We start from the raw sequence: 19,382 nt of genomic DNA on the forward strand, positions 1-19,382 counted from the left end.
AATTCTGGACGATTGAGAATGTGATCCTGAGCTGTTTCAGTCAGGCTGAGGCTGAACCCGTACTCGGGCTCGCCCAAGAAAAAGGCCCCGGCATTGCCGGGGCCTTTCTCGTTAGAACCAGAGGCGCACACCGGCGAGGAGGGCGGTTTCCTCCACCTCGTCGCCCATGGAGCGGGCGATCGTCGCGGTTTCGCCCAGCTTGCGCTCCCAGCTGACGCCCACATAGGGGGCGAATTGGCGGCGGATTTCATAGCGCAGGCGTAGACCGGCTTCGATATCCGTGAAGCCCGTGCCCTGATCGAGCGAGGGGGCGTCCCCGAACGCAAAGCGGGTCTCGACGACCGGTTGCAGGATCAGGCGCTGGGTGAAGAGAATTTCGTACTCCGCTTCAGCCTCGATGGCGGCGCCGGCTTCGCCGCCCAGATAGGCGTGGGCGTTCACCTCGAACCAGTAGGGCGCCAGGCCCTCGACCCCGATCACACCTTGCGTCTCGTCCGGGCCGAACTCATGGCGCAGGCCGGTCTGGACGTTGAAATAGCGGGTCGCGGCGCGGCTGTACAAAAGCTCCACCTCGCCGCCGTCAAAGCTGTCTTCGTCGGGCAGGTACGCGCCTTTGTAGTTCATGACGAGGCGGTTGATGTCGCCGCCGGTCCAGACGCCGCCCTCCCATTTGAGGGCGGTTTCACCGTCTGCATCCTGCCATTCCAAGCGGTCGATCATCACCATGGAATGCTTCGTGGCGCCCGAATGGTGCAGCACGTCATGACGCGCCCGGGCCATCACATCGGCGTCGAAATACCGATCCGCGGCGTTCCACAGCGGTTCGGCGTGGTCGCCCTCGTGGCTTTGCGCGAGGGCAGGGGCGGAGACGAGGGCGCAGGTCGCGCCCAGAAGGAGTGAGCGGATCATGATGCGTCACCTCCGTGATGACCGGAATGGTGATTATGGTGGGCGGGCGCCGGTTCAGGCTCTGGCGCAGGGGCGTGATGAGCCTGATGGCCGCCGCCATGGCTCGAATGGTCCATCGGCGCGGGTTGCGGCTGATCATGGCCTTCATGTCCGGAGTGACCCTGGTGCGCTGAATGATCCATCGGCCCGGGCCGCACCGAGACCACCTGCATCATCCCCGCATGCATGTGATAGAGCAGGTGACAGTGGAAGGCCCAGTCGCCGGGCTCGTCCGCCGTGACGTCAAAGGCCAGGCGCTCGCCCGGTTTGACGATCACGGTGTGCTTGCGCGGCTTGTGATCGCCGCCGCCGTTCACCAGCTCAAAGAACATGCCGTGAAGGTGAATGGGGTGGGGCATCATGGTGTCGTTCACCAAAGTGACCCGCAGCCGCTCGCCCTCATGAAAGACGATGGGCGCCTCGATCTCGGTGAAGCGTACGCCGTCAAACGACCACATGTATCGTTCCATGTTGGAGGTGAGGTGGATCTGCATCTCACGGCCCGGCGCGCGCACATCAGGATTGCGGTCAAGGCTGCGCAGCTGGGAATAGGTGAGGACGCGATGGTCCACATCCTCCAGCCCGATCCCCGGTTCATCCAGACGACTGATCGGCGCCGTATTGAGATTGGCGACGCCGGGGCCTTCGGAATGGTTGTGGATGACAGGTGCGTCGTCCTGCATCGCCCCGGAATGATCCATGGAGCCATGGCCCATCGTCCCATGATCCATCGAACCGTGGCCCATACTGCCATGATCCATCTGGCCCTGAGCCATTGACCCATGATCCATTCCGCCATGCCCCATGGCGCCGTGATCCATGCCCATGTCGCGCATGGTCAGAAGCGGGGTGGGGCGCAGTTCGGGAACCGGCGCTGTCATGCCCTCGCGCGGCGCCAGAGTGGCGCGGGCATAGCCCAGGCGCTCAATGCTTTCCGCCATCAGCGTATAGGCCCGGTCCTCGCGCGGGGTGACGATGACGTCATAGGTTTCCGCCACGCCGATCTGCAGCTCGTCGGTCTCCACCGGCGCCACGTTCTGCCCGTCCGCCTGCACGACCTGCAAAGCAAGACCCGGAATACGCAGATTGAAGATCGTCATGGCCGAGGCGTTGATGATGCGCAGGCGCACCCGCTCGCCGGGCTCAAACAGGCCCGTCCAGTTGCTGCCCGGCCCCTGGCCATTGATCAGATAGGTGTAGGTCTCGCCGCCCACATCTGAGATGTCGGTGGGCTTCATGCGCATCTGGCCCCACATGGCGCGGTCTGACAGCGCGGCGCGCGCGCCGTCCTCGCCCATGTCGCGGACCAGATCACCCAAAGTGCGGTGATTGTAATTGAGGCTTTCAGGATTGGTTTTCAGCCGGTTGAACAGCGCCTCGGGCGACATGAAGGTCCAGTCGCTCAGCACCAGCACATGCTCGCGGTCATAGCCGACCGGATCATGATGGGCCGGATCGACGATGATCGGGCCGTAAAGACCCTCCTGCTCCTGAAGCCCGGAATGGCTGTGATACCAGTAGGTGCCAGACTGGCGCAGCCGGAAGCGGTAGGTGAAGGTCTCGCCGGGGCGGATGCCGGGGAAGCTCACGCCGGGAACGCCGTCCATCTGGAAGGGCAGCAGGATGCCGTGCCAGTGGATGGAGCTGTCCACGTTGAGATGGTTGGTGACGTTGAGCGTCACTTCATCGCCCTCGCGCCAGCGCAAGAGCGGCGCAGGCACGGTTCCGTTCACCGTGAGCGCGCTGTCGCGGCGGCCATCCACGCGGAAGGGCGTGCGGGCGATATCCAGATTGAACTGCGTGCCGGTCAGGGCGTCGGGCGCGCGCTGGGTGAGGGCGCGGGCGCCATAGGCCCAGTTCGGGGTCAGGCTGGCGGCGGCCAGCGCGCCGGCGCCGGTCAGCCAGGATCGTCTCGTAAGCATGATTTCAGTCTTTCAACAGGGTTCGTCAGACAGGGCGAAGCCCGCGCAAGGCGCGGATCAGCGTGTCTGGCGTCCTAGTTGTGCTGGACCGAATGAAGCTGGACGGGGGTTTGTCGTGGCGGTGGTCTGGGCCGCAGCGGATCATAGACGGGCGCTTTCACCGCGGTGCGCCGCAAGAGCGCCAGGTTCGGGCGTGGCGCCGCGGGAAGAATCGCCGGGGCGTCCAGCTGGGGCGTATCGCTGAGCACCAGCGCCGCGCCGCACAATGCGTTGTCGTCGCAATGCGGATCGGCCTGGTCTTTGGCGGCGGCGTGATGGGCGTGCCCCGCCATCCGGTGGTCAGTAATGGCTGGCGCGTGCGTAGCCACATGCGCGTGTTCATGACCGCCGGGTTCAATCGGCTGGGCGCACACCTGCACGGTCCAGCACGCGATGAAGATCATCGCGGTCAGGATTTTGGGCAGGGAGGCGGCGAACCGTTGAATCATAGTCGCAACATAGCACTCCCGCAGCCGGAGGAAAACCATTTGCATCCGGATGTGGCGCGCGCGTGCGCTTACCCTCTGGCGAAACGCGTCCGTCTGCGCTATGCGCAGCCATGACCGAGATTCAGGCCCATCATGAAAAAGTGCTGGTGATCGACTTTGGCAGTCAGGTCACCCAGCTGATCGCTCGCCGGCTCCGCGAAAGCGGCGTGTATTGCGAGGTCCACCCCTTCAATCGTGTCGATGACGCCTTCCTGGACGGCTATGCGCCCCAGGCGATCATCCTGTCGGGCGGTCCCAATTCCGTCCACGGCGAAGGCACGCCGCGCGCGGCGCAAAGCGTCTTCGAACGCGGCCTGCCGGTGCTGGGCATCTGCTATGGCGAGCAGACCATGTGCGCCCAGCTGGGCGGCAGCGTGGAGACGGCTGAGGAACGCGAGTTCGGCCGCGCTGATATCGAGATCGTCGCCGACAGCCCGCTGTTTGAGGGTCTGGGCGCGGTGGGCCATCTCGAACGCGTCTGGATGAGCCATGGCGATCGCGTCAACGCGATCCCGCAGGGCTTCCACCCCATCGCCGCCAGCGAGAACGCGCCCTTCGCCGCCATCGCGGATGAGGGACGGCGCTTTTATGGCGTTCAGTTCCACCCTGAAGTGGTCAACACCCCGCGCGGCGCGCTGATCCTGCGCAACTTCACCCACAATATTGCGGGGTTGAAGGGCGACTGGACCATGGCCGCCTTCAAGGAAGAGGCCATCGCCAAGATCCGCGAACAGGTCGGCTCGGGCCGGGTGATCTGTGGTCTGTCGGGCGGTGTGGACAGCTCTGTCGCCGCCGTGCTCATCCACGAAGCCATCGGCGATCAGCTGACCTGCGTGTTCGTGGACACGGGCCTGATGCGCACCGGCGAGGCCGATCAGGTCGTCTCGCTGTTCCGTGAGCACTACAATATTCCGCTGGTCGCCGCTGACGAGGAAGAGCGCTTCCTGTCCGCGCTGGCGGGCGAAAGCGATCCGGAGAAAAAGCGCAAGACCATCGGCAAGCTCTTCATCGACGTCTTTGAAGACAAGGCGAAGGGCGTGGGCGGCGCCGACTTCCTGGCCCAGGGCACGCTTTATCCGGACGTGATCGAGTCCGTGAGTTTTGACGGCGGTCCTTCCGTGACCATCAAGTCGCACCATAATGTCGGCGGTCTGCCCGAGCGCATGAACATGAAGCTCGTCGAACCGCTGCGCGAACTGTTCAAGGACGAGGTCCGCGCGCTGGGGCGCGAGCTGGGCCTGCCCGAGAGCTTTATCGGTCGTCACCCTTTCCCGGGGCCGGGCCTCGCCATCCGTATTCCGGGCGAAGTGACCAAGGACAAGGCCGACATCCTGCGCAAGGCGGACTCGATCTATATCGAGGAGATCCGCAAGGCCGGCCTGTACGATTCAATCTGGCAAGCCTTCGCCGTGCTGTTGCCGGTCCAGACGGTCGGCGTGATGGGCGATGCCCGCACCTATGACAATGTGCTGGCCCTGCGCGCTGTGACCTCGACGGACGGCATGACGGCCGATTATTTCCCGTTCGATCATGACTTCCTGGGCCGTGTCGCCACCCGCATCATCAATGAAGTGCGCGGCGTGAACCGGGTCGTCTATGACGTCACCTCCAAGCCGCCCGGCACGATTGAGTGGGAATAGGGCGGCCAATCTGACCGGAGCCGCAGATGAGACTGATCAAGCCAGAGAGCTATACGGGCGAGCGCGCCTGGGCCGCCTTGGACATTGAGCGCTTTGATGCGGCGACCGTTCGGATGCACTGGACCGATCAGCCCTATAAATGGCATGTCAATGACGGCCCGGAGGTGTTTGTTCTTCTCAAGGGCAGGCTCGACATGCACGTCAAGAACGCCGCCGGTGAGATCTCTGTCCTGCCGATGGATGAGGGCGACGTGTTTCACGCCCAGTCCGGTGACGCCCATGTGGCGCACCCGCAGGGCGCGGCGCGCGTGCTTGTGATTGAAACGCCAGGAAGCGTGTGATGAGTTCCAACCGCCTCGACCAGCTTGAAATCCATGTGGCCGAGCAGCAGCAAATGCTCGATGACCTGTCCGAGGTTCTGACCCGTCAGACTAAAGAGATCGAGGCGCTGAAGGCGCGCTTGAGCCAGTCTGACGGCCGGATCGCCGAGCTGGAAGCGGGCTTGCCCGCGCCGGGCAATGAGAAGCCGCCGCATTACTAAAGCGCGCAAATGGGGCGGTGTTCGCATCGCCGCCTTCATGACACATGTCACCGTTTTGACGTGACAGGCTTCCCTGACGAAGCGGTCGATCCTGGATCATCTTGTGCCTCAGATCACTCCTTGTGGGTGACGCACACGGCGCGCCGCTTGAAGGCGCGTCAGGCACAGGAGACCTGATTCATGGACAGCTTCGTCGCACTTTTCAGCGCGTATTGGTGGCTTCTGTTTCCGCTCGGCTTCTTTATCGCTGCCGGGTGGAGCAGCCTGATGCGGTTCAAGAACACACAGGCCCGGCTCGAGCTTCTCAAAGCCTATGCCGCCTCCGGTCAGGAGCCGCCTGAGGCCTTGCTCACCGACATTGATGCGCCTCATGCGGAGTTTGACGCCACGCCGCCGCGGGCGACCGGCGCGACCGGGTTTCTGGTGACGTTGTTCGCGGGGTTGGCGGGGGTGTTCGCGATCCTTGGATATACTGGCGCGCTGGGCAACCATGACGCGGAATTCTATGTGGTCGCGGCCATTCTGGGCGTGCTGGCGCTGGCCTTTCTGGTCTCCGGCGTCGCCACGGGCGGACGTCGAAGCCAGTCTTGACGCCACTGGCGAGCGGGCGTCCGCAAAAACGCTGCAGCTATCGCGTCAATTATACGGGTTGGGCATGCGGCCCATAAAATGCCAATCCCCGTCGCGCATGAAGAACAGGCCTGTGGCGCTTGCGGTCAGGCGCGGTCCGGGCGGCGGTCCAGAGCGTTGAAAATAGAGCGTGAAGTCGCACTCATAAGCGGCCGGCGGGGCCGTTTGCAGCCGCTCGCGCGCCCAATCGGGCAGCTCGTCTTCGCTGACGCCGCGCCAGGCGCAGTCCGCAAGATCAACACGTCTTAAGGCGTCCAGCGCCACCAGCGTATCTTCGCGGGTGCGTTCGCGTCGCGCTTCCTGAACCTCCAGCTGATAGCGGAAGGCGGACATGCGCTCGGCCCGGCTTTCGCTCGCCAGATTGTCATAGCCGTCAAACCGCAGGGCGGTTTCATAGGCGCGCTGTGCGATATGGTAATTGGGAGCGGGATAATCCGGCTCAGGGGGCGGACCTGCGGCTTCCTGACAGGCGGTGAGACCCAGTAGGAGCATCGCCGGAATCATAACACGCATAAATTCCCCCATCAGGCATCGCCAGGTTCGGCCCAGTATCGCCTCAGGGGATTTAACGAGATGCAAAAAGCCCCGGACTTTCGCCCGGGGCCTTTCTAAGTGGACTTAGCCGATCTTGAGCTGAGCCATCAGCGCTTCAGCGACCGGCTTGGACGAGGCCGGGTTCTGACCGGTGATCAGGCGGTGATCAGAGACGGCGAAGGGCGCCCAGTCCTCACCCTTGTGATAATCGCCGCCCTTTTCCTTGAGCGCGTCTTCCAGCAGGTGGGGGACGACATTGGTGAGGCCCACAGCCTCTTCTTCGGAATTGGTGAAGCCGGAGACCTTGCGGCCTTTGACCAGCGGATGGCCGTGCTCGTCCTTCGCGTTCAGAAGAACGCTCGGGGCGTGACAGACCGCTGCGACCGGCTTGTCAGCGTTCCAGAACGCCTCGATCAGCGCCACGCTATCATCATCATTGGTCAGATCCCAAAGCGGGCCGTGGCCGCCGGGATAGAAGACGGCGTCAAAATCATCCGCGCTCACCGTTGAGAGCTTCACCGTATTGGCGAGCGCCTTCTGCGCGTCTTCGTCGCCCTTGAAGCGTTTTGTGTCTTCGGTCTGGGCGTCTTCGCTGTCGCTCTTGGGATCAAGCGGCGGCTGGCCGCCCTTAGGCGAGGCGAGGGTGAGGGTCGCGCCGCCATCCTTGAACGCGTAATAGGGGGCGGCGAATTCTTCGAGCCAGAAGCCGGTCTTCTCGCCGGTGTCGCCAAGCTGATCGTGTGAGGTCAGGACCATCAGGATATTCATGGGGGGAGCTCCTATCGGGGGTGTGCCGCTAGAGGTAAGGGGCTGTGGGCGGCTTACAAGCGCGCGTCCTCAGCCATCGGGGTCTCTTTGCTAACGTCCGGGGCTTGGACACGTTCCGCTCAAAGGGCTGACGGTGCAGTGGAGGCTGCGCCAGACCGTGACAATGCGGTTTTCACCCGTGGCATGATGCGGCGGCTGACGGGGACTTCGATCGCGCCGGTCGTCAGCACCAGTCGCCCGCCGCCGCCCGGCTCACGCTCCAGATGGTCCACATAGGCGGTGTTGACGATATGAGAGCGATGCACCCGCAGGAATGTGGGAGGCAGAAGCTGTTCGAGCGCCGTCAGCGTCAGCGTGTAGAGCACAGTGCGGCCATCGGCATAGACCAGGTCCACATAATCGCCTGCGCCCTGGATGCGGACGATCTCTTCAGTGCGCACATAATCGGTGCGACCCGCGCTTTCGAGCGTCAGCACTGCGGGCTTGGACGCTTGCTGCGCCAGAGCGAGCGCCGTATCCAGCGCTTCGGCCCGGCGGGTTTCAGCGCGGCGGCGCGCCTGTTCGCGGATCAGGCTCAGCGCCTGCCGGATGAAGAGCGCGATCAGGAACAGCGCTCCCAGCCAGTACAGGTGCAAATCGATGAATTGGCTCTGGGTGAAAACCGCCAGGACCATGGCGAGGCTGAAGCCGCCGGCGTAGGGCCAGGCGCCGCGCTTTCCTTTCACGGTCGCATAACCCGCGCCGAGCGCAACAAGGCCGAACGCCAAAGTGAGCGTGGTCCAGGTCTTGCCGTCAAAGCCGCGGGCCAGAGCGACCGGCGCGAGCAGCACGACAGCCGCGCCTGCCAGGCCCGACAGGCGGCGCTTCAGGCTGAGAGCGGAGAATTCCTTCAAGCCATAGGCGATGAGGCTGAGCGAGAAGACATATGCGCCCAGAACAATGCCGATCAACCGCGCATCATGTAGCGGGTAGGGATAGGCGACGAGCCCGCGGGACGTCTCGATCAGCAGCTGCGCGCCCAGGCTGGCGCTCATCACGGCGAGAATGATCGGCGCTTCGCGGTCTTCTGACCGCGCGGCCATGGCGAGAAACACCATCCCCCCCAGAATGAACACGCCGAGCATGATCAGGCCGGGCCAGTAATAGCTTAGAATGTCGGCAGTGGGAGAGCTGTACTCGTCCAGAAACAGGCCTTGCATCGGCGCTGTCAGGGTCAGAAAACCGTGATGGCCGGACAGGCGCAGATCCAGCGTGTTCTCGCCCGCCACAAACAGATCGCGCGGGGCGTGGGCGGCGTAATCGATGCGGCCGGGACGTTCTGACGCCCGGTCTGGGCCGGGCTGGCCGTTGGCGCCGATCTTCACCCCGTTCAGATGCAATTCGCTGGCGGCGAGGCCTGAAATGAAGACGCCCTTGGGGCCGGACGTGTCGATCCAGTCCTGATCGACGTTGAAAATCAGTCGCGCCCAGAGGTCCCGGCCTTGCGGGTCAAGGGCGTAAAACCGTCCGGGTTCGCATGTGGACGCGTCAAACGCCGGCGGCGAGGCTTGTTGAGCTTCGACAGGGCAGACCACCATGGGAAGGCCGCTGAGATTGATGGCTTGGCGTGCGTGCGCGCCAGACGGCAGGGCGAGCCCAATCAGCAGCGCCAATGCAAGGGGGAGCAGGGTGTGCGCTTGGATCTTCAACTGGGCTCTCTCCGGGCGCCGTTCACCGATCAGGCCGCGCCGCTGACCGAAGCGCGCCTGACACAGGGCGCTGATCAGACCAACCATGCTCCTTGCCCCGCCGCAAGAGCGGGATGATGTCATAATGGAGAAACACATGCGGTCAGGCTTGTTTGCAATCGTTTCCGCTCTGGCGCTGACAGGCGCCGCTCAGGCGGAAGATCCCATAACCTTCACCAGCAACGCCGGCGACAGCGTCGAGGCGTATCAAGGCGCGTTCCTGGCGCCGGAAAACCGCAACGATCCGGATAGCCGGATGATCGAGATCGGGTATGTCCGCTTCCCGGCGCTGGACGGGGCGGAGGGGCCGCCCATCGTCTACCTCGCCGGCGGGCCGGGCGGCTCGGGAACCGGTACGGCGCGCGCGCAGCGTTTCGAGCTGTTCATGCAGATGCGTCAGCATGGCGATGTGATCGCCTTTGATCAGCGCGGCACGGGCCTGTCGAGCAATGACCTGCCCGGCTGCGTGTCCCATGTGGCCGTGCCGGACACCGAAGCCACAACCGACGCCGAGTTTGCGGAGGCCCATCGTCAGGCCGCGCTGGAATGCCGGATGTTCTGGCATGAGCAAGGTGTGGAGATCGACGGCTACACCACGGCGCAAAGCGTCGCGGATATTTCCGATCTGCGCGCCCATCTGGGCGCAGAGCAGGTGACGCTGTGGGGTATTTCCTATGGCACGCATCTGGCCATGGCGGCGCTCAAAACGATACCCGACGAAATTGATCGCGCCATCCTGGCCAGTGCGGAAGGTCTCGACCAGACCGTGAAACTGCCATCACAGACAGAGGCTTACATTGAAAGGCTGCAAGCAGCTGTGAACACGCAGCCTGCGGCGTCCGCTGCCTATCCCGATATTGCGCGCCTGATGGCGCGGGTGCACGCCCGGCTAGAGGCCGAGCCCATGATGATCCAGGTGCAGACCCGAGACGGCGTGCATCCGTTCTTGCTGCAACGCCGGGACCTGCAACAGATGACCTCCGGTCTGATCGCGGATCCGGGCCTCGCGGCGATCGCACTCGCCATGTACGCCGAGATCGACCAGGCGGGCAGCGCCTTCATCGCCTCGGGGATCGTGGCGCGCTTCTACGAACTGGGACAGCCGATCACCTTGAGCCCGATGTCCACCGCCATGGACCTGGCGTCGGGGATTACAGAGGCGCGTCTGGCGCAGGTGGAGGCTGAAGCGCAAACGGCGCTGCTGGGCGCCTATCTGAACTTTCCGATGCCCCAGCTGAACGGGGTGTGGAGCGGTTTCGGACTGGATGACGCGTTTCGCACAGCGCCGCAGGGCGATACGCCGATCCTGCTGCTCTCGGGTACGCTCGATGGCCGCACCTATCCCGACAGCCAGCGCGAGGCGCTGTCCGCCATGGCGAATGTGGACTGGGTGATCGTCGAGAATGCAGGACACAACCTCTTCATGACGACGCCTGAGGTTCACGCGGTCATGCACGCCTTCATGGCGGGTGAGGATGTGGACGGCGCGCGGATCACCGCGCCGTTGCCGGACCTGACTGAACTGCCGTTTTAGGGGCTTGTCTCGGCCTCCGGGGTGCGCGCCGGACATTGTCAGGTCTTTCATTCACAGCCAGTCTTGATGGATCAAGCCTGTGTGGAGAGGCCTTTTCAATGACCGAAGCCTGGGTGCAGTTCATCTCCTCAGTCGAGGTGGGCGTGGCCTTGTTCGCCGCGTTGCAGCTTTATTTGCAGGATCGGCGTGAGGCGGACGCCAGGCCGCGCCATGCCCGCAAGGGTCTCGCTGCCTTCTTGATCCTGAGCGCTCTGTCGGGATTTGAACTCCTGTTTGATCAGTCGGGCTTTTATGATGAGGTCCCCATTCTGGTCGGCGTCCTCTGGCCGTTCCGCCTGTTCTACGGGCCGGTCTTGCTGGTCTATGTCCTCGATATGACGCGGACGCCGGATGTGGCGTGGCCGATGCGTCTGAAGCTGGTGATCTGGGGGCCTGCGATCGCAGCGTTTGTGGCGAGCCTGAGCTTTTTCATCTTGCCCGCCCCGCTCAGGCAGACTGTCTACGGACTGAGCGATGCAGACACCCCATTCGCCATCATCGTGGTGCTGGTGTTCAGAGGTCTGTTCCTGGTGATGACGCTCGCCTATCTCAGCGCTGCCTTTTGGGTGCTGACCCGCCATCTCAAGACGGTTCGCCAGATTTTCTCCAACATCGAGAACCGGACATTGTCCTGGTTGCGGGCCGTCTTGTTGATCATGCTGGCCGCATGGAGCTGGGCGGCGATCACCACGGTCTTTCTGTTCTCGCTGATCTCCGATCCCGTTATCGATCTCGTAGATGCGCTGGTGGAGTGCGCCTGGATCGTCACGCTGGGCCTGTACGGGCTGTGGCAGACGCCGGTCTATCGCGATCAGACCGATGCTCCGCAAACCTTGGAGCCGGTGGAGAAATATGCGCGCTCCGCCCTGTCTGCAGAGCGTCAGGCGCAGATCGCCGGGCGGTTGGACGCGGTCATGCAGAGAGACAAACTCTATCGCGATCCGATGTTGTCGCTCAGCGCGCTGGCGTCGCGTCTCGCGGTCAGTCCCAACCATTTGTCGCAAAGCCTGAACGGGCATCTGGGCACGAGCTTCTTCGACTATGTCAATCGCTTGCGGGTCGAGGAGGCGGTGACGCGCATCCGGCGGACCTCTGACCCTTTGCTGACCATCGCCTATGATGTGGGGTTCAACTCGCGCTCCACTTTCAATCTGGCCGTCAAGAAAACGACCGGACGCACGCCGAGCGCTTTTCGCGAGGGGTGACCCTCTGTCCGACCCGTCCCGTTCGGACGCGGCGAAGGTCTGAACGGGTCCGTTCGGACGCCAGCGTGCGTGCGTCTTGCTACAGCCGACAAGTCACCTCCCCCAAAGAAGAGACTTGTCATGACCAAACTTCTGACTGGCGCCGTTGTGTTGCTGGCCGCATCCGCCCTCCCGTTCTCCGCATCCGCACAAAGTGAAGAGGACGCCTCCAGGCGCGTGTTCATGCTCGGCGCGGCTGTCCACGCCAGCACCAACCCATATGAAACCGCAAAGAATGACGTGGAGCTGGGCGCGCTGCCGCTCTTCTTCTTCCAGCAAGGACGGGTGCAGCTTGATCTCGGCGGGCTGAGCTGGCGCGCGCTTGACGCCGGAGCTGTCCAGCTGGACGCGCGGATCAGCCCTCGTATTCCATTCGTCGATCCGGACGACACTGAAATGTTTGACGAGCTCGACCGCGACATCGGCGTGGATGCGGGGCTGCGTCTCAGCGCGCAACGGGGCGCGTTCAGCGCCAGCGCAGAATACCTGATTGATATCACGGACCAGTCAGGCGGCCAGTCCGTGGACTTGAACCTCGCCTGGTCCGCCCTGTTGATCGATCGACTGGAACTGGAAGTCTCCGCCGGGGTCGTGTGGAGTGATGCGGATCTGTCGACCTGGCTTTACGGCATCGGTGCGGACGAAGCATTGGGCGGTCTCGTCTACGAGTTCGGCGAGACGCCGGGCGCGCCCTCGGGCGGTGTTTGGACACCAAATCTGGGCGTCCAGGCGCGCTATCAGCTGACCGAGCGGACACTGCTGATCGGGGGCGTTCAGGCTGAGTTTTATGGTTCGGACATCGCCGACAGCCCGCTGATGGCCGATGACGGCTCGGCGGGGATGTTTGTCGGCGTGATGCGCCGGTTCTGATCATGGACGCGCTTCGGTTCATGAAGGCGGGGCAGGGCGGCGTCATAGCGCCGCCCCTGTCCGGCGCCGCGCGATGGCGCGAGACCGCGCGGATCGGGATGATCTGGTTGGCCGTCGCGGTTCCCATGCCGGTCTTGGCCTGGATCATCGCCCCGCTCTGGATCCGGCACAGCGCAGATCTGCCCGGTCTGATCTTCTGGCGCTGCATAATTCTGGGCATGGTCTGGCAGACCGTCGTGGCGGTGATCGTCTTGCACCTGGAGGGCGTTGAGTGGCGTTGGTCCGCGCTCAAGGCTCGGCTCTGGTTGAACCCGCCGCTCTGGCCGATCGGGCGCAAACCGGCGCCGCCCGCCTTCTTTGTCATACCCTTCCTGTTCGTGGCGGGCTGGCTCGGCGATTACGCCGTTGAGGCCTGGTTTAGCTCAACGCCGTTGGGGCGTCAGCTGGAAGCGTTGGCGCCCGCTTACGCCTTTATCCAGACACTTGCTATTCCTCAGCTGGAGGGGCGCTGGGACGTGGTCGGGCTCGCGCTTGTGTCGTGCCTGTTCAACTATGTGCTGGGCGAGGCGCTCTTGTTTCATGGCGTGCTCTTGCCCCGCATGGTCAGGGCATGGGGGCGCTGGGCGTTCCTGGGCAATGGCGTGTTGTTTGCGGGCTATCACGCGCACAAATTCTGGATGATGCCGGCCCTGATCCCCAGCTGCATCGTATACGCTCTGCCGGCTCAGCTTTTCCGATCAAACTGGATGGCCGTGATCCTTCATGGGCTTGAGGGCGTCATCCTGATGTGGGTGGTGATCAGCGTGGTGTCGGGCGCGGCTTGAGCGTCATTGTTCGAGCACGGCTTAACGCGCCGCGCGCCGCCACGTCCACGATGCGCTGGAATTTCGGGCAGTCCATATGACGCGGATGCGGACAGTCTGCGGCATGGCGCAGACCATCGCGCATGGCGGTGAGCCGCCTGATGGACTGATCCAGCTCATCAGCCTTTTCCAGCAGCCGCGCGCGTTCGATGCGGGGCTGGTCGCCGTCGCCGAACATGGCGGCGATCTCATCAAGGGTGAATCCCGCCGCCTGACCCAGTGCGATCAACGACAGCCTTTCGATGACCTCGGCCTCGAACAGGCGTTTCAAGCCACGCCTACCGACTGCCCGGATCAGTCCGCGCTCCTCGTAATAGCGCAAGGTGGAGGCAGGCAGGCCGGTGTGGCGGGCGACCTGGCTGATATCAAGATCGGGCACGGCTTGACCTCAAGTTGGCTTGAAGTGGCAGTGTGCGCCTGTTGCGAGCCTTTCGCAATAATTTTTAGGAGCTCCCATGTCACACGCGCCCACTCAAAGACCTGATCAGACGCAAATCTGGAACGGTCCCGCCGGTCATGCCTGGGTCGAGGCCCAGAGCGTGCTTGATGAAATGTTCTCCGCGATCGCCGGGTATCTCACAGCTCAAACACAATCGCTTGCCGCCCAGCGCGTGCTGGATGTGGGCTGCGGCGCCGGTGGGACCAGCCTGCAGATTGCTGAGGCGACCGGCAGCTGTATCGGCGTAGACGTGTCAGAGCAGCTTGTCGCGCTTGCGCGCGAGCGGGCGGAGGTCACAGGCGCGCCCGCCTGTTTTATACAGGATGACGCTGAGACCCATGGGTTTGAACCCGCGCGCTTCGATCTGATCGTGTCGCGCTTTGGCGTCATGTTCTTCAACGATCCCAAGGCCGCCTTCGCCAATCTGCTTCACGCCACGCGTCCCGGAGGCGCACTCCGTCTTGTTGTCTGGCGCAGTGCGCTGGAAAATGCATTCCTGACGACCGCTGAGCGCGCCGCCGAGCATATGCTGCCCGATCTCAGCCGCCGCAAGGATGGTGAAGTGGGGCCGTTCGCGTTTGCGGACCCGGACACGGTGACGCCCCTTCTGGACGCCGCAGGCTGGCGCAATGTGAGGTTCGAGGCGGTCGATTTTCCCGCCAGTTTCACGTTGGACTCCCTTGAGCTCTACATGACCCGGCTGGGCGCTGTCGGACTGGTCTATCAAGCCCTGGAACCCCGGCTTCAGACGGCGCTGATCGAGTCCCTTCGCAAGGCCTATGCCCCATATGAGTCAGGCGGACGCATCCGGTTCACAGCCGCCTGCTGGATCATATCCGCGGATGCGCCGGGCGGCGTGTCGGTATGACCTCTGGCGGGGTCACGTACAGCGTGCTTTTGGGGCTGGGCGCCAGCCTCATCATGGATATCTGGGCGGTCTTGCGTCAGCAGGCGACAGGCGCGCCCATGCTCGACTATGGGTGGCTCGCGCGCTGGATTGACGGCCTGAAGGCTGGGCGCTTGAGTGTGTCGCCCGAACAAGAGGCGCCTCTATCGGTTCTGGAGCGCGTTTTGGGATGGGCGCTGCATTATGCGATCGGCATGGTCTACGCTGGGCTCTTTGTGTTGATCATGGGCAGAGACTGGGTGACGCACCCCGCGATCACGCCCGCTCTCGTCTTTGGCGCCATCACCGCGCTTGCGCCTTTCTTGATCCTTCAACCCGCGCTTGGACGCGGTTTGTTCGCGTCCCGGACACGAACGCCGTGGTCGGCGCGGATCCAGACACTCATCACCCATCTGATCTTCGGTGCAGGTCTGTTTGCAACGGCGATCGGCATGGCGCGGCTGGAGGCCTGAATGCAAAACGGGCGGCTCATCGAGCCGCCCGTCTGGTCTGATCTAAGGGGAGAGGCTTATTCGCCGTCTTCCTCTTCGCCCGGCACCGGGAAGCCCCGGTCGCGCATCAGCGGCTCGACGGTGGCGTCGCGGCCGCGGAACTGGCGATAGGCCTCGGCCGGATCAATCGAGTTACGCGGTGCGAACAGGTACTGAACCATGCGTTCGGCCATCTCGGCGTCATAGAAGCCGCCCGGGGCTTCCATGAAAGCTTCGGTGGCGTCCGAGGTCAGGACATCGGCCCACATATAGCCGTAATAGCCCGCCGAATAGCCTTCGCCGGAGAAGATGTGGCCGAAGTGCGGGGTGCGGTGACGCATCGGCAGCTCGTCGGGCATGCCCAGACGCTCCAGCGTTTCACGCTCGAACGCATCGGGGTCGATGCCTTCAGGGTCGGCGGTGTGGAAGTACATGTCCACCAGCGCCGAGGCGAGATACTCGGTGGTCGCAAAGCCCTGATTGAAGGTGGAGGCGGCGCGGATGCGGGCCACCAGATCATCAGGCATCGGCTCGCCGGTTTCGGCGTGACGCAGATAGTTCTCGATCACCGGCTCGGTCAGCACCCAACGCTCCAGAAGCTGGGACTGGAACTCGGTGTAGTCGCGCACGCCGCCGTTCAGCGACGGATAGGCGACGTTCGAGGACAGGGCGTGCAGCGCGTGACCCATTTCGTGGAAGAAGGTCGTCGCATCGTCAAAGCTGATCAGCACAGGTTCGCCGGGCGCGCCCTGGATGAAGTTTGAATTGTTGGACGACAGCACGGTTTCTTCACCGTCAAAGGTGGTGTGGCCGCGATAGCTGTTCGCCCAGGCGCCCGAGCGCTTGCCCTGACGGGCGTAGGGGTCGAGATACCACAGGCCGATATGGGCGCCGGTGTCGCGATTGGTGACTTCCCAGACGCGGACGTCGGGGTGGAAGACCGGCACGGAGCCGTCAGTGATTTCTTCAAACTGGAAGCCGAACAGCTCGCCCGACACCATGAACATGGCTTCGCGCAGGTTCTCGATGTTGAAGTACTGCTTCACTTCCTCGGAGTTCAGGTCGTATTCGGCCTGACGCACCTTTTCCATGTAGTAGCGGTAATCCCACGGCTCGATGGTGATGTCGTCGCCGCGCTCATCGGCCAGAGCCTGCATCTGAGCGACTTCTTCCTCGACGCGGGCGATGGCGGCCGGCCAGACGGTCTCCATCAGCTCCAGCGCGTTTTCCGGATTGCCCGCCATGCGGTTTTCCAGACGCCATTGGGCGTAATTGTCATAGCCCAGAAGCTCAACGCGCTCGTCACGCAGCTGCAGGATTTCGGCGATGATGGCGTTGTTGTCATACTCATCGCCATTGTCGCCGCGATTGTAATAGGTGCGCCAGACTTCCTCGCGCAGATCACGCTCGTCTGAATAGGTCAGGAACGGATCCATGGAGGAGCGCGTGTTCAGGACGGCGTACTCGCCATCATGATCGCGCTGGGCGGCGAGGTTCGCGGCGGCGGTGACGAAGCTTTCCGGCAGGCCGGACAGCTGGTCGTCATTGAGATAGGTGACGTAGTTTTCTTCGTCCGCCAGCACATTGTTGGCGAAGCGGGTGTGCAATTCAGCCAGACGCGACTGAATGGCGGCGTAGCGCTCGGCCTCGGCGCCCTCAAGGGTCGCGCCATTGCGGGCGAAGCTGTCATAGGTCAGCTGAACGAGGCGCTGCTGGTCGGGGCGCAGCGTCGCCATTTCTTCGCTTTCATAGACGGCGCGGATGCGCGCGAACAGCGCTTCGTTCTGGGTGATTTCCGACGAGAAGGCGGAGAGGACCGGCGCCATCTCTTGCTGAATCTCGCGGAATTCCGGCGAGCTCATATTGGCCGACCAGATGCCGTAATAGGTGAAGACACGGTCCAGAGTGGAGCCGGTGCGCTCCATGGCGACGATGGTGTTTTCAAAGGTCGGCGCGTCGGGGTTGTTCGCGATCGCCTCGATCTCGGCGCGGGAGCGGTCCATGCCGATCTCCAGCGCATCGCGCAGATAGGACAGATCCATCTGGTCAAAGGCGGGCACGCCGCCGAACGGGCCGTCCCACTCGGCGATCAGCGGGTTCGTGCTGTGCGCCTGATCAGACATGGAGGCGTCCTGCGTGTGCGGCGCCGTCTGAGATTCGGTGTTGGTCGTGGTGTCGGCCGGTTGGCTGCAGGCGGCGAGGGCCAGCCCGCTGGCGGCGGCGAGAAGAAGTGAACGCATGATATCCCCTCCCAAAGGATGATAACTCGATTGCGCGCACCATAGGGCATCGCCCCCCTGCTATGAAACAGTCCAAGCAGCAGGCGCGCATTACGAAAGAGTCAGATGGGGAAGGCGATCAGTCTTCGCCAGCCTCGCCATCATCATCGGCTGAGGTTCCGGCGCCGGGCGGGGCGTACATGACCGCGATGCCCATCTGCAGGCTGGCGAAGGTTGAGCCGATGAAAAAAGCCAGCAGGAGCCGGACGCCGGTTCCGCTCACACTGCCTTCGGTCAGCTGTCTGAGATGGCCGACATCCAGCACCAGAAGCACCGCCGTGAAGGCGATGCCGATCGCCATGCCCAAAACAGCGTGGCGGAGCAAGAAGCGCAAGAGATCTGTCATAGAGCCTCCGGACCTGCGCCCCAGTCTGGCGTTTGTAAGACACGGGACAATTAGACTTAGCGCCGCAGACGGAGAAGCCCACTCGCCAGCAGGGACAGAGTCGGTTTAGGATTCGCGCTGCTCAAGGGGAGGGCGGCGAATGGGCGTGCTGATCACAGGCCTGGTGTTTTTCATCGGGGTGCATCTGACGCGGGTTTTGGGGATCAAGGCGCTTGTGGTCAAAGTGACCGGCGAAGCGCTGTTTGCGATCTTCTATTCCGTGCTCAGCACGATCGGGCTGACCTTGATCATCTATGGTCAGATCCTGGCCCACCCTTCCGTCAATATCTGGTGGCCGCCCGCCTGGACGCGGACGCTGGCGTTGGTGGCGGTGCCGCTGTCGATCATTTTGATACTCGCCGCCTATCTGCCCAGCCATATCCGCTCGATCACGCGTCATCCGATGACGCTGGGCGTGTTTTTGTGGTCGGGCTCGCATCTTCTGGCCAATGGCGAGCTCGCCTCCATCGTGCTGTTCGGCGCGTTCGCTGTCTGGTCAGCGATCTTGCTGGTCGAGGGCTATTGGAGCGGCGGGCACTTTGCGCGACCCGGCCAATTATGGGCGGACCTCACCGCTGTGCTTGTCGGCTTGCTGGCGTCCGCCTTGATCGCTTATTTCCACATGCAGCTTTTTGGCGTCGCTATCGTCGAGTTTGCATCCAATCGCACCGCACCCGGCATCTAAGCGGTACAGGACGCCTTGAGCGCGTCCCAAATCTGGAGGTTGATTATGGAAGACATTCTGGTTCCGCTGGGCCTGTTTGCAATGGTCGTGGCGATTGTCGCGCTGAATGTGATCGGGTCGGCGTCGCGCCGCAAAGCTGTGCTGGAGACGGTGCGTGAAGCGGTGCGCAGCGGTCAGCAATTGAGCCCTGAGACCATCAAGGCGCTGGGCGTGCAGGAAAAGCCGAAAGGCGGCGATCTGAAAGCCGGCGCGATCCTGATCGCAATAGCGGCGGCGCTGGTGGTCATGGGCTGGACGATCCAGATGACGTCAGCAGATGATGAAGTGTTTCCGATCATGCTGGCTGTCTCGGCTTTCCCGGGCTTTATCGGCGTGGTTCTGATGCTGTTCGGTCTGTTCGCTCGCAAGAAAGACCAGGACTGATCCGGTC

At 63.2% G+C, this 19,382-nt stretch carries 21 protein-coding genes; 12 read left to right on the forward strand and 9 right to left on the reverse strand.

Features of this window, described 5'->3' with window-relative positions:
• Window positions 1-111: 111 nt before the first annotated feature.
• The 3 genes from ACTIGF_RS09900 to ACTIGF_RS09910 form a co-directional block, all read right to left on the reverse strand.
• On the reverse strand, window positions 112-909 hold the full coding sequence (locus tag ACTIGF_RS09900) for a copper resistance protein B (RefSeq protein ID WP_439636737.1): 798 nt from the start codon (window positions 907-909) through the stop codon (window positions 112-114).
• A complete protein-coding gene (locus ACTIGF_RS09905) occupies window positions 906-2,870 on the reverse strand; it encodes a copper resistance system multicopper oxidase (RefSeq protein WP_439636738.1) in 1,965 nt (654 codons plus the stop codon). The genes ACTIGF_RS09900 and ACTIGF_RS09905 overlap by 4 nt, the downstream gene beginning before the upstream one ends.
• A 74-nt stretch (window positions 2,871-2,944) precedes the next feature.
• Window positions 2,945-3,358 (reverse strand): hypothetical protein, encoded by a 414-nt coding sequence (locus tag ACTIGF_RS09910; RefSeq protein ID WP_439636739.1) that lies wholly within the window; start codon window positions 3,356-3,358, stop codon window positions 2,945-2,947.
• A gap of 110 nt (window positions 3,359-3,468) precedes the next feature.
• Between ACTIGF_RS09910 and guaA the strand changes: the two genes are divergently transcribed.
• From guaA to ACTIGF_RS09930, 4 genes are all read left to right on the forward strand, one after another.
• Window positions 3,469-5,037, forward strand: coding sequence for a glutamine-hydrolyzing GMP synthase (gene guaA / locus ACTIGF_RS09915; protein WP_439636740.1), 1,569 nt, complete (start codon window positions 3,469-3,471; stop codon window positions 5,035-5,037).
• A 26-nt stretch (window positions 5,038-5,063) separates the two neighbouring features.
• Window positions 5,064-5,378: a cupin domain-containing protein gene (locus ACTIGF_RS09920; protein ID WP_439636741.1), complete on the forward strand. Its 315-nt coding sequence runs from the start codon at window positions 5,064-5,066 to the stop codon at window positions 5,376-5,378.
• Window positions 5,378-5,578 (forward strand): SlyX family protein, encoded by a 201-nt coding sequence (locus ACTIGF_RS09925; RefSeq protein ID WP_439636742.1) that lies wholly within the window; start codon window positions 5,378-5,380, stop codon window positions 5,576-5,578. Before ACTIGF_RS09920 ends, ACTIGF_RS09925 begins: the two co-directional genes overlap by 1 nt.
• A 180-nt stretch (window positions 5,579-5,758) precedes the next feature.
• A complete protein-coding gene (locus ACTIGF_RS09930; protein WP_439636743.1) occupies window positions 5,759-6,169 on the forward strand; it encodes a hypothetical protein in 411 nt (136 codons plus the stop codon).
• Between the two features lie 45 nt (window positions 6,170-6,214).
• Here ACTIGF_RS09930 and ACTIGF_RS09935 read toward each other — a convergent pair whose 3' ends face one another.
• From ACTIGF_RS09935 to ACTIGF_RS09945, 3 genes are all read right to left on the reverse strand, one after another.
• The gene (locus ACTIGF_RS09935; RefSeq protein ID WP_439636744.1) at window positions 6,215-6,721 is read right to left on the reverse strand and encodes a hypothetical protein; all 507 of its coding nucleotides are present in this window, start codon (window positions 6,719-6,721) and stop codon (window positions 6,215-6,217) included.
• A 105-nt stretch (window positions 6,722-6,826) separates the two neighbouring features.
• Entirely contained in the window at window positions 6,827-7,510 is a 684-nt protein-coding gene (locus ACTIGF_RS09940) for a type 1 glutamine amidotransferase domain-containing protein (protein WP_439636745.1), read from the reverse strand.
• 119 nt (window positions 7,511-7,629) lie between these two features.
• Window positions 7,630-9,285 (reverse strand): LytTR family DNA-binding domain-containing protein, encoded by a 1,656-nt coding sequence (locus tag ACTIGF_RS09945; protein WP_439636746.1) that lies wholly within the window; start codon window positions 9,283-9,285, stop codon window positions 7,630-7,632.
• A 49-nt stretch (window positions 9,286-9,334) separates the two neighbouring features.
• Between ACTIGF_RS09945 and ACTIGF_RS09950 the strand changes: the two genes are divergently transcribed.
• The 4 genes from ACTIGF_RS09950 to ACTIGF_RS09965 all read left to right on the forward strand — a co-directional run bounded on the left by ACTIGF_RS09950 (window position 9,335) and on the right by ACTIGF_RS09965 (window position 13,748).
• Window positions 9,335-10,771 carry an alpha/beta fold hydrolase gene (locus tag ACTIGF_RS09950; protein WP_439636747.1) on the forward strand — a complete coding sequence of 479 codons (1,437 nt, stop codon included), beginning with the start codon at window positions 9,335-9,337 and terminating at the stop codon, window positions 10,769-10,771.
• 98 nt (window positions 10,772-10,869) lie between these two features.
• Window positions 10,870-12,015, forward strand: a complete 1,146-nt coding sequence (locus ACTIGF_RS09955; protein WP_439636748.1) for a helix-turn-helix transcriptional regulator — start codon at window positions 10,870-10,872, stop codon at window positions 12,013-12,015.
• A 120-nt stretch (window positions 12,016-12,135) separates the two neighbouring features.
• Complete coding sequence (locus ACTIGF_RS09960) at window positions 12,136-12,924, forward strand: MipA/OmpV family protein (RefSeq protein WP_439636749.1); 789 nt, start codon at window positions 12,136-12,138, stop codon at window positions 12,922-12,924.
• 2 nt (window positions 12,925-12,926) lie between these two features.
• Window positions 12,927-13,748 (forward strand): CPBP family glutamic-type intramembrane protease, encoded by an 822-nt coding sequence (locus tag ACTIGF_RS09965; protein WP_439636750.1) that lies wholly within the window; start codon window positions 12,927-12,929, stop codon window positions 13,746-13,748.
• On the opposite strand, the gene ACTIGF_RS09970 is transcribed toward ACTIGF_RS09965, so the two are convergent.
• A complete protein-coding gene (locus tag ACTIGF_RS09970) occupies window positions 13,723-14,166 on the reverse strand; it encodes a helix-turn-helix domain-containing protein (RefSeq protein WP_439636751.1) in 444 nt (147 codons plus the stop codon). The genes ACTIGF_RS09965 and ACTIGF_RS09970 overlap by 26 nt on opposite strands.
• Window positions 14,167-14,242: 76 nt before the next feature.
• On the opposite strand from ACTIGF_RS09970, the gene ACTIGF_RS09975 reads away from it, so the two are divergent.
• Both ACTIGF_RS09975 and ACTIGF_RS09980 read left to right on the forward strand, forming a co-directional pair.
• Window positions 14,243-15,094, forward strand: coding sequence for a class I SAM-dependent methyltransferase (locus ACTIGF_RS09975; RefSeq protein ID WP_439636752.1), 852 nt, complete (start codon window positions 14,243-14,245; stop codon window positions 15,092-15,094).
• Window positions 15,091-15,585 (forward strand): DUF2938 family protein, encoded by a 495-nt coding sequence (locus tag ACTIGF_RS09980; RefSeq protein ID WP_439636753.1) that lies wholly within the window; start codon window positions 15,091-15,093, stop codon window positions 15,583-15,585. Before ACTIGF_RS09975 ends, ACTIGF_RS09980 begins: the two co-directional genes overlap by 4 nt.
• A gap of 56 nt (window positions 15,586-15,641) precedes the next feature.
• Here the strand turns inward: ACTIGF_RS09980 and ACTIGF_RS09985 are convergent, their stop codons facing one another.
• Complete coding sequence (locus tag ACTIGF_RS09985; RefSeq protein WP_439636754.1) at window positions 15,642-17,843, reverse strand: M3 family metallopeptidase; 2,202 nt, start codon at window positions 17,841-17,843, stop codon at window positions 15,642-15,644.
• Between the two features lie 118 nt (window positions 17,844-17,961).
• Window positions 17,962-18,228 carry a hypothetical protein gene (locus ACTIGF_RS09990; RefSeq protein ID WP_439636755.1) on the reverse strand — a complete coding sequence of 89 codons (267 nt, stop codon included), beginning with the start codon at window positions 18,226-18,228 and terminating at the stop codon, window positions 17,962-17,964.
• A 139-nt stretch (window positions 18,229-18,367) separates the two neighbouring features.
• On the opposite strand from ACTIGF_RS09990, the gene ACTIGF_RS09995 reads away from it, so the two are divergent.
• Entirely contained in the window at window positions 18,368-18,952 is a 585-nt protein-coding gene (locus ACTIGF_RS09995; protein WP_439636756.1) for an NnrU family protein, read from the forward strand.
• Window positions 18,953-18,997: 45 nt separating this feature from the next.
• On the forward strand, window positions 18,998-19,375 hold the full coding sequence (locus ACTIGF_RS10000) for a DUF6249 domain-containing protein (protein WP_439636757.1): 378 nt from the start codon (window positions 18,998-19,000) through the stop codon (window positions 19,373-19,375).
• Window positions 19,376-19,382 lie beyond the last annotated feature (7 nt).

The sequence above is a fragment of the Oceanicaulis sp. genome (genome assembly GCF_051859625.1).
Classification (GTDB): domain Bacteria; phylum Pseudomonadota; class Alphaproteobacteria; order Caulobacterales; family Maricaulaceae; genus Oceanicaulis.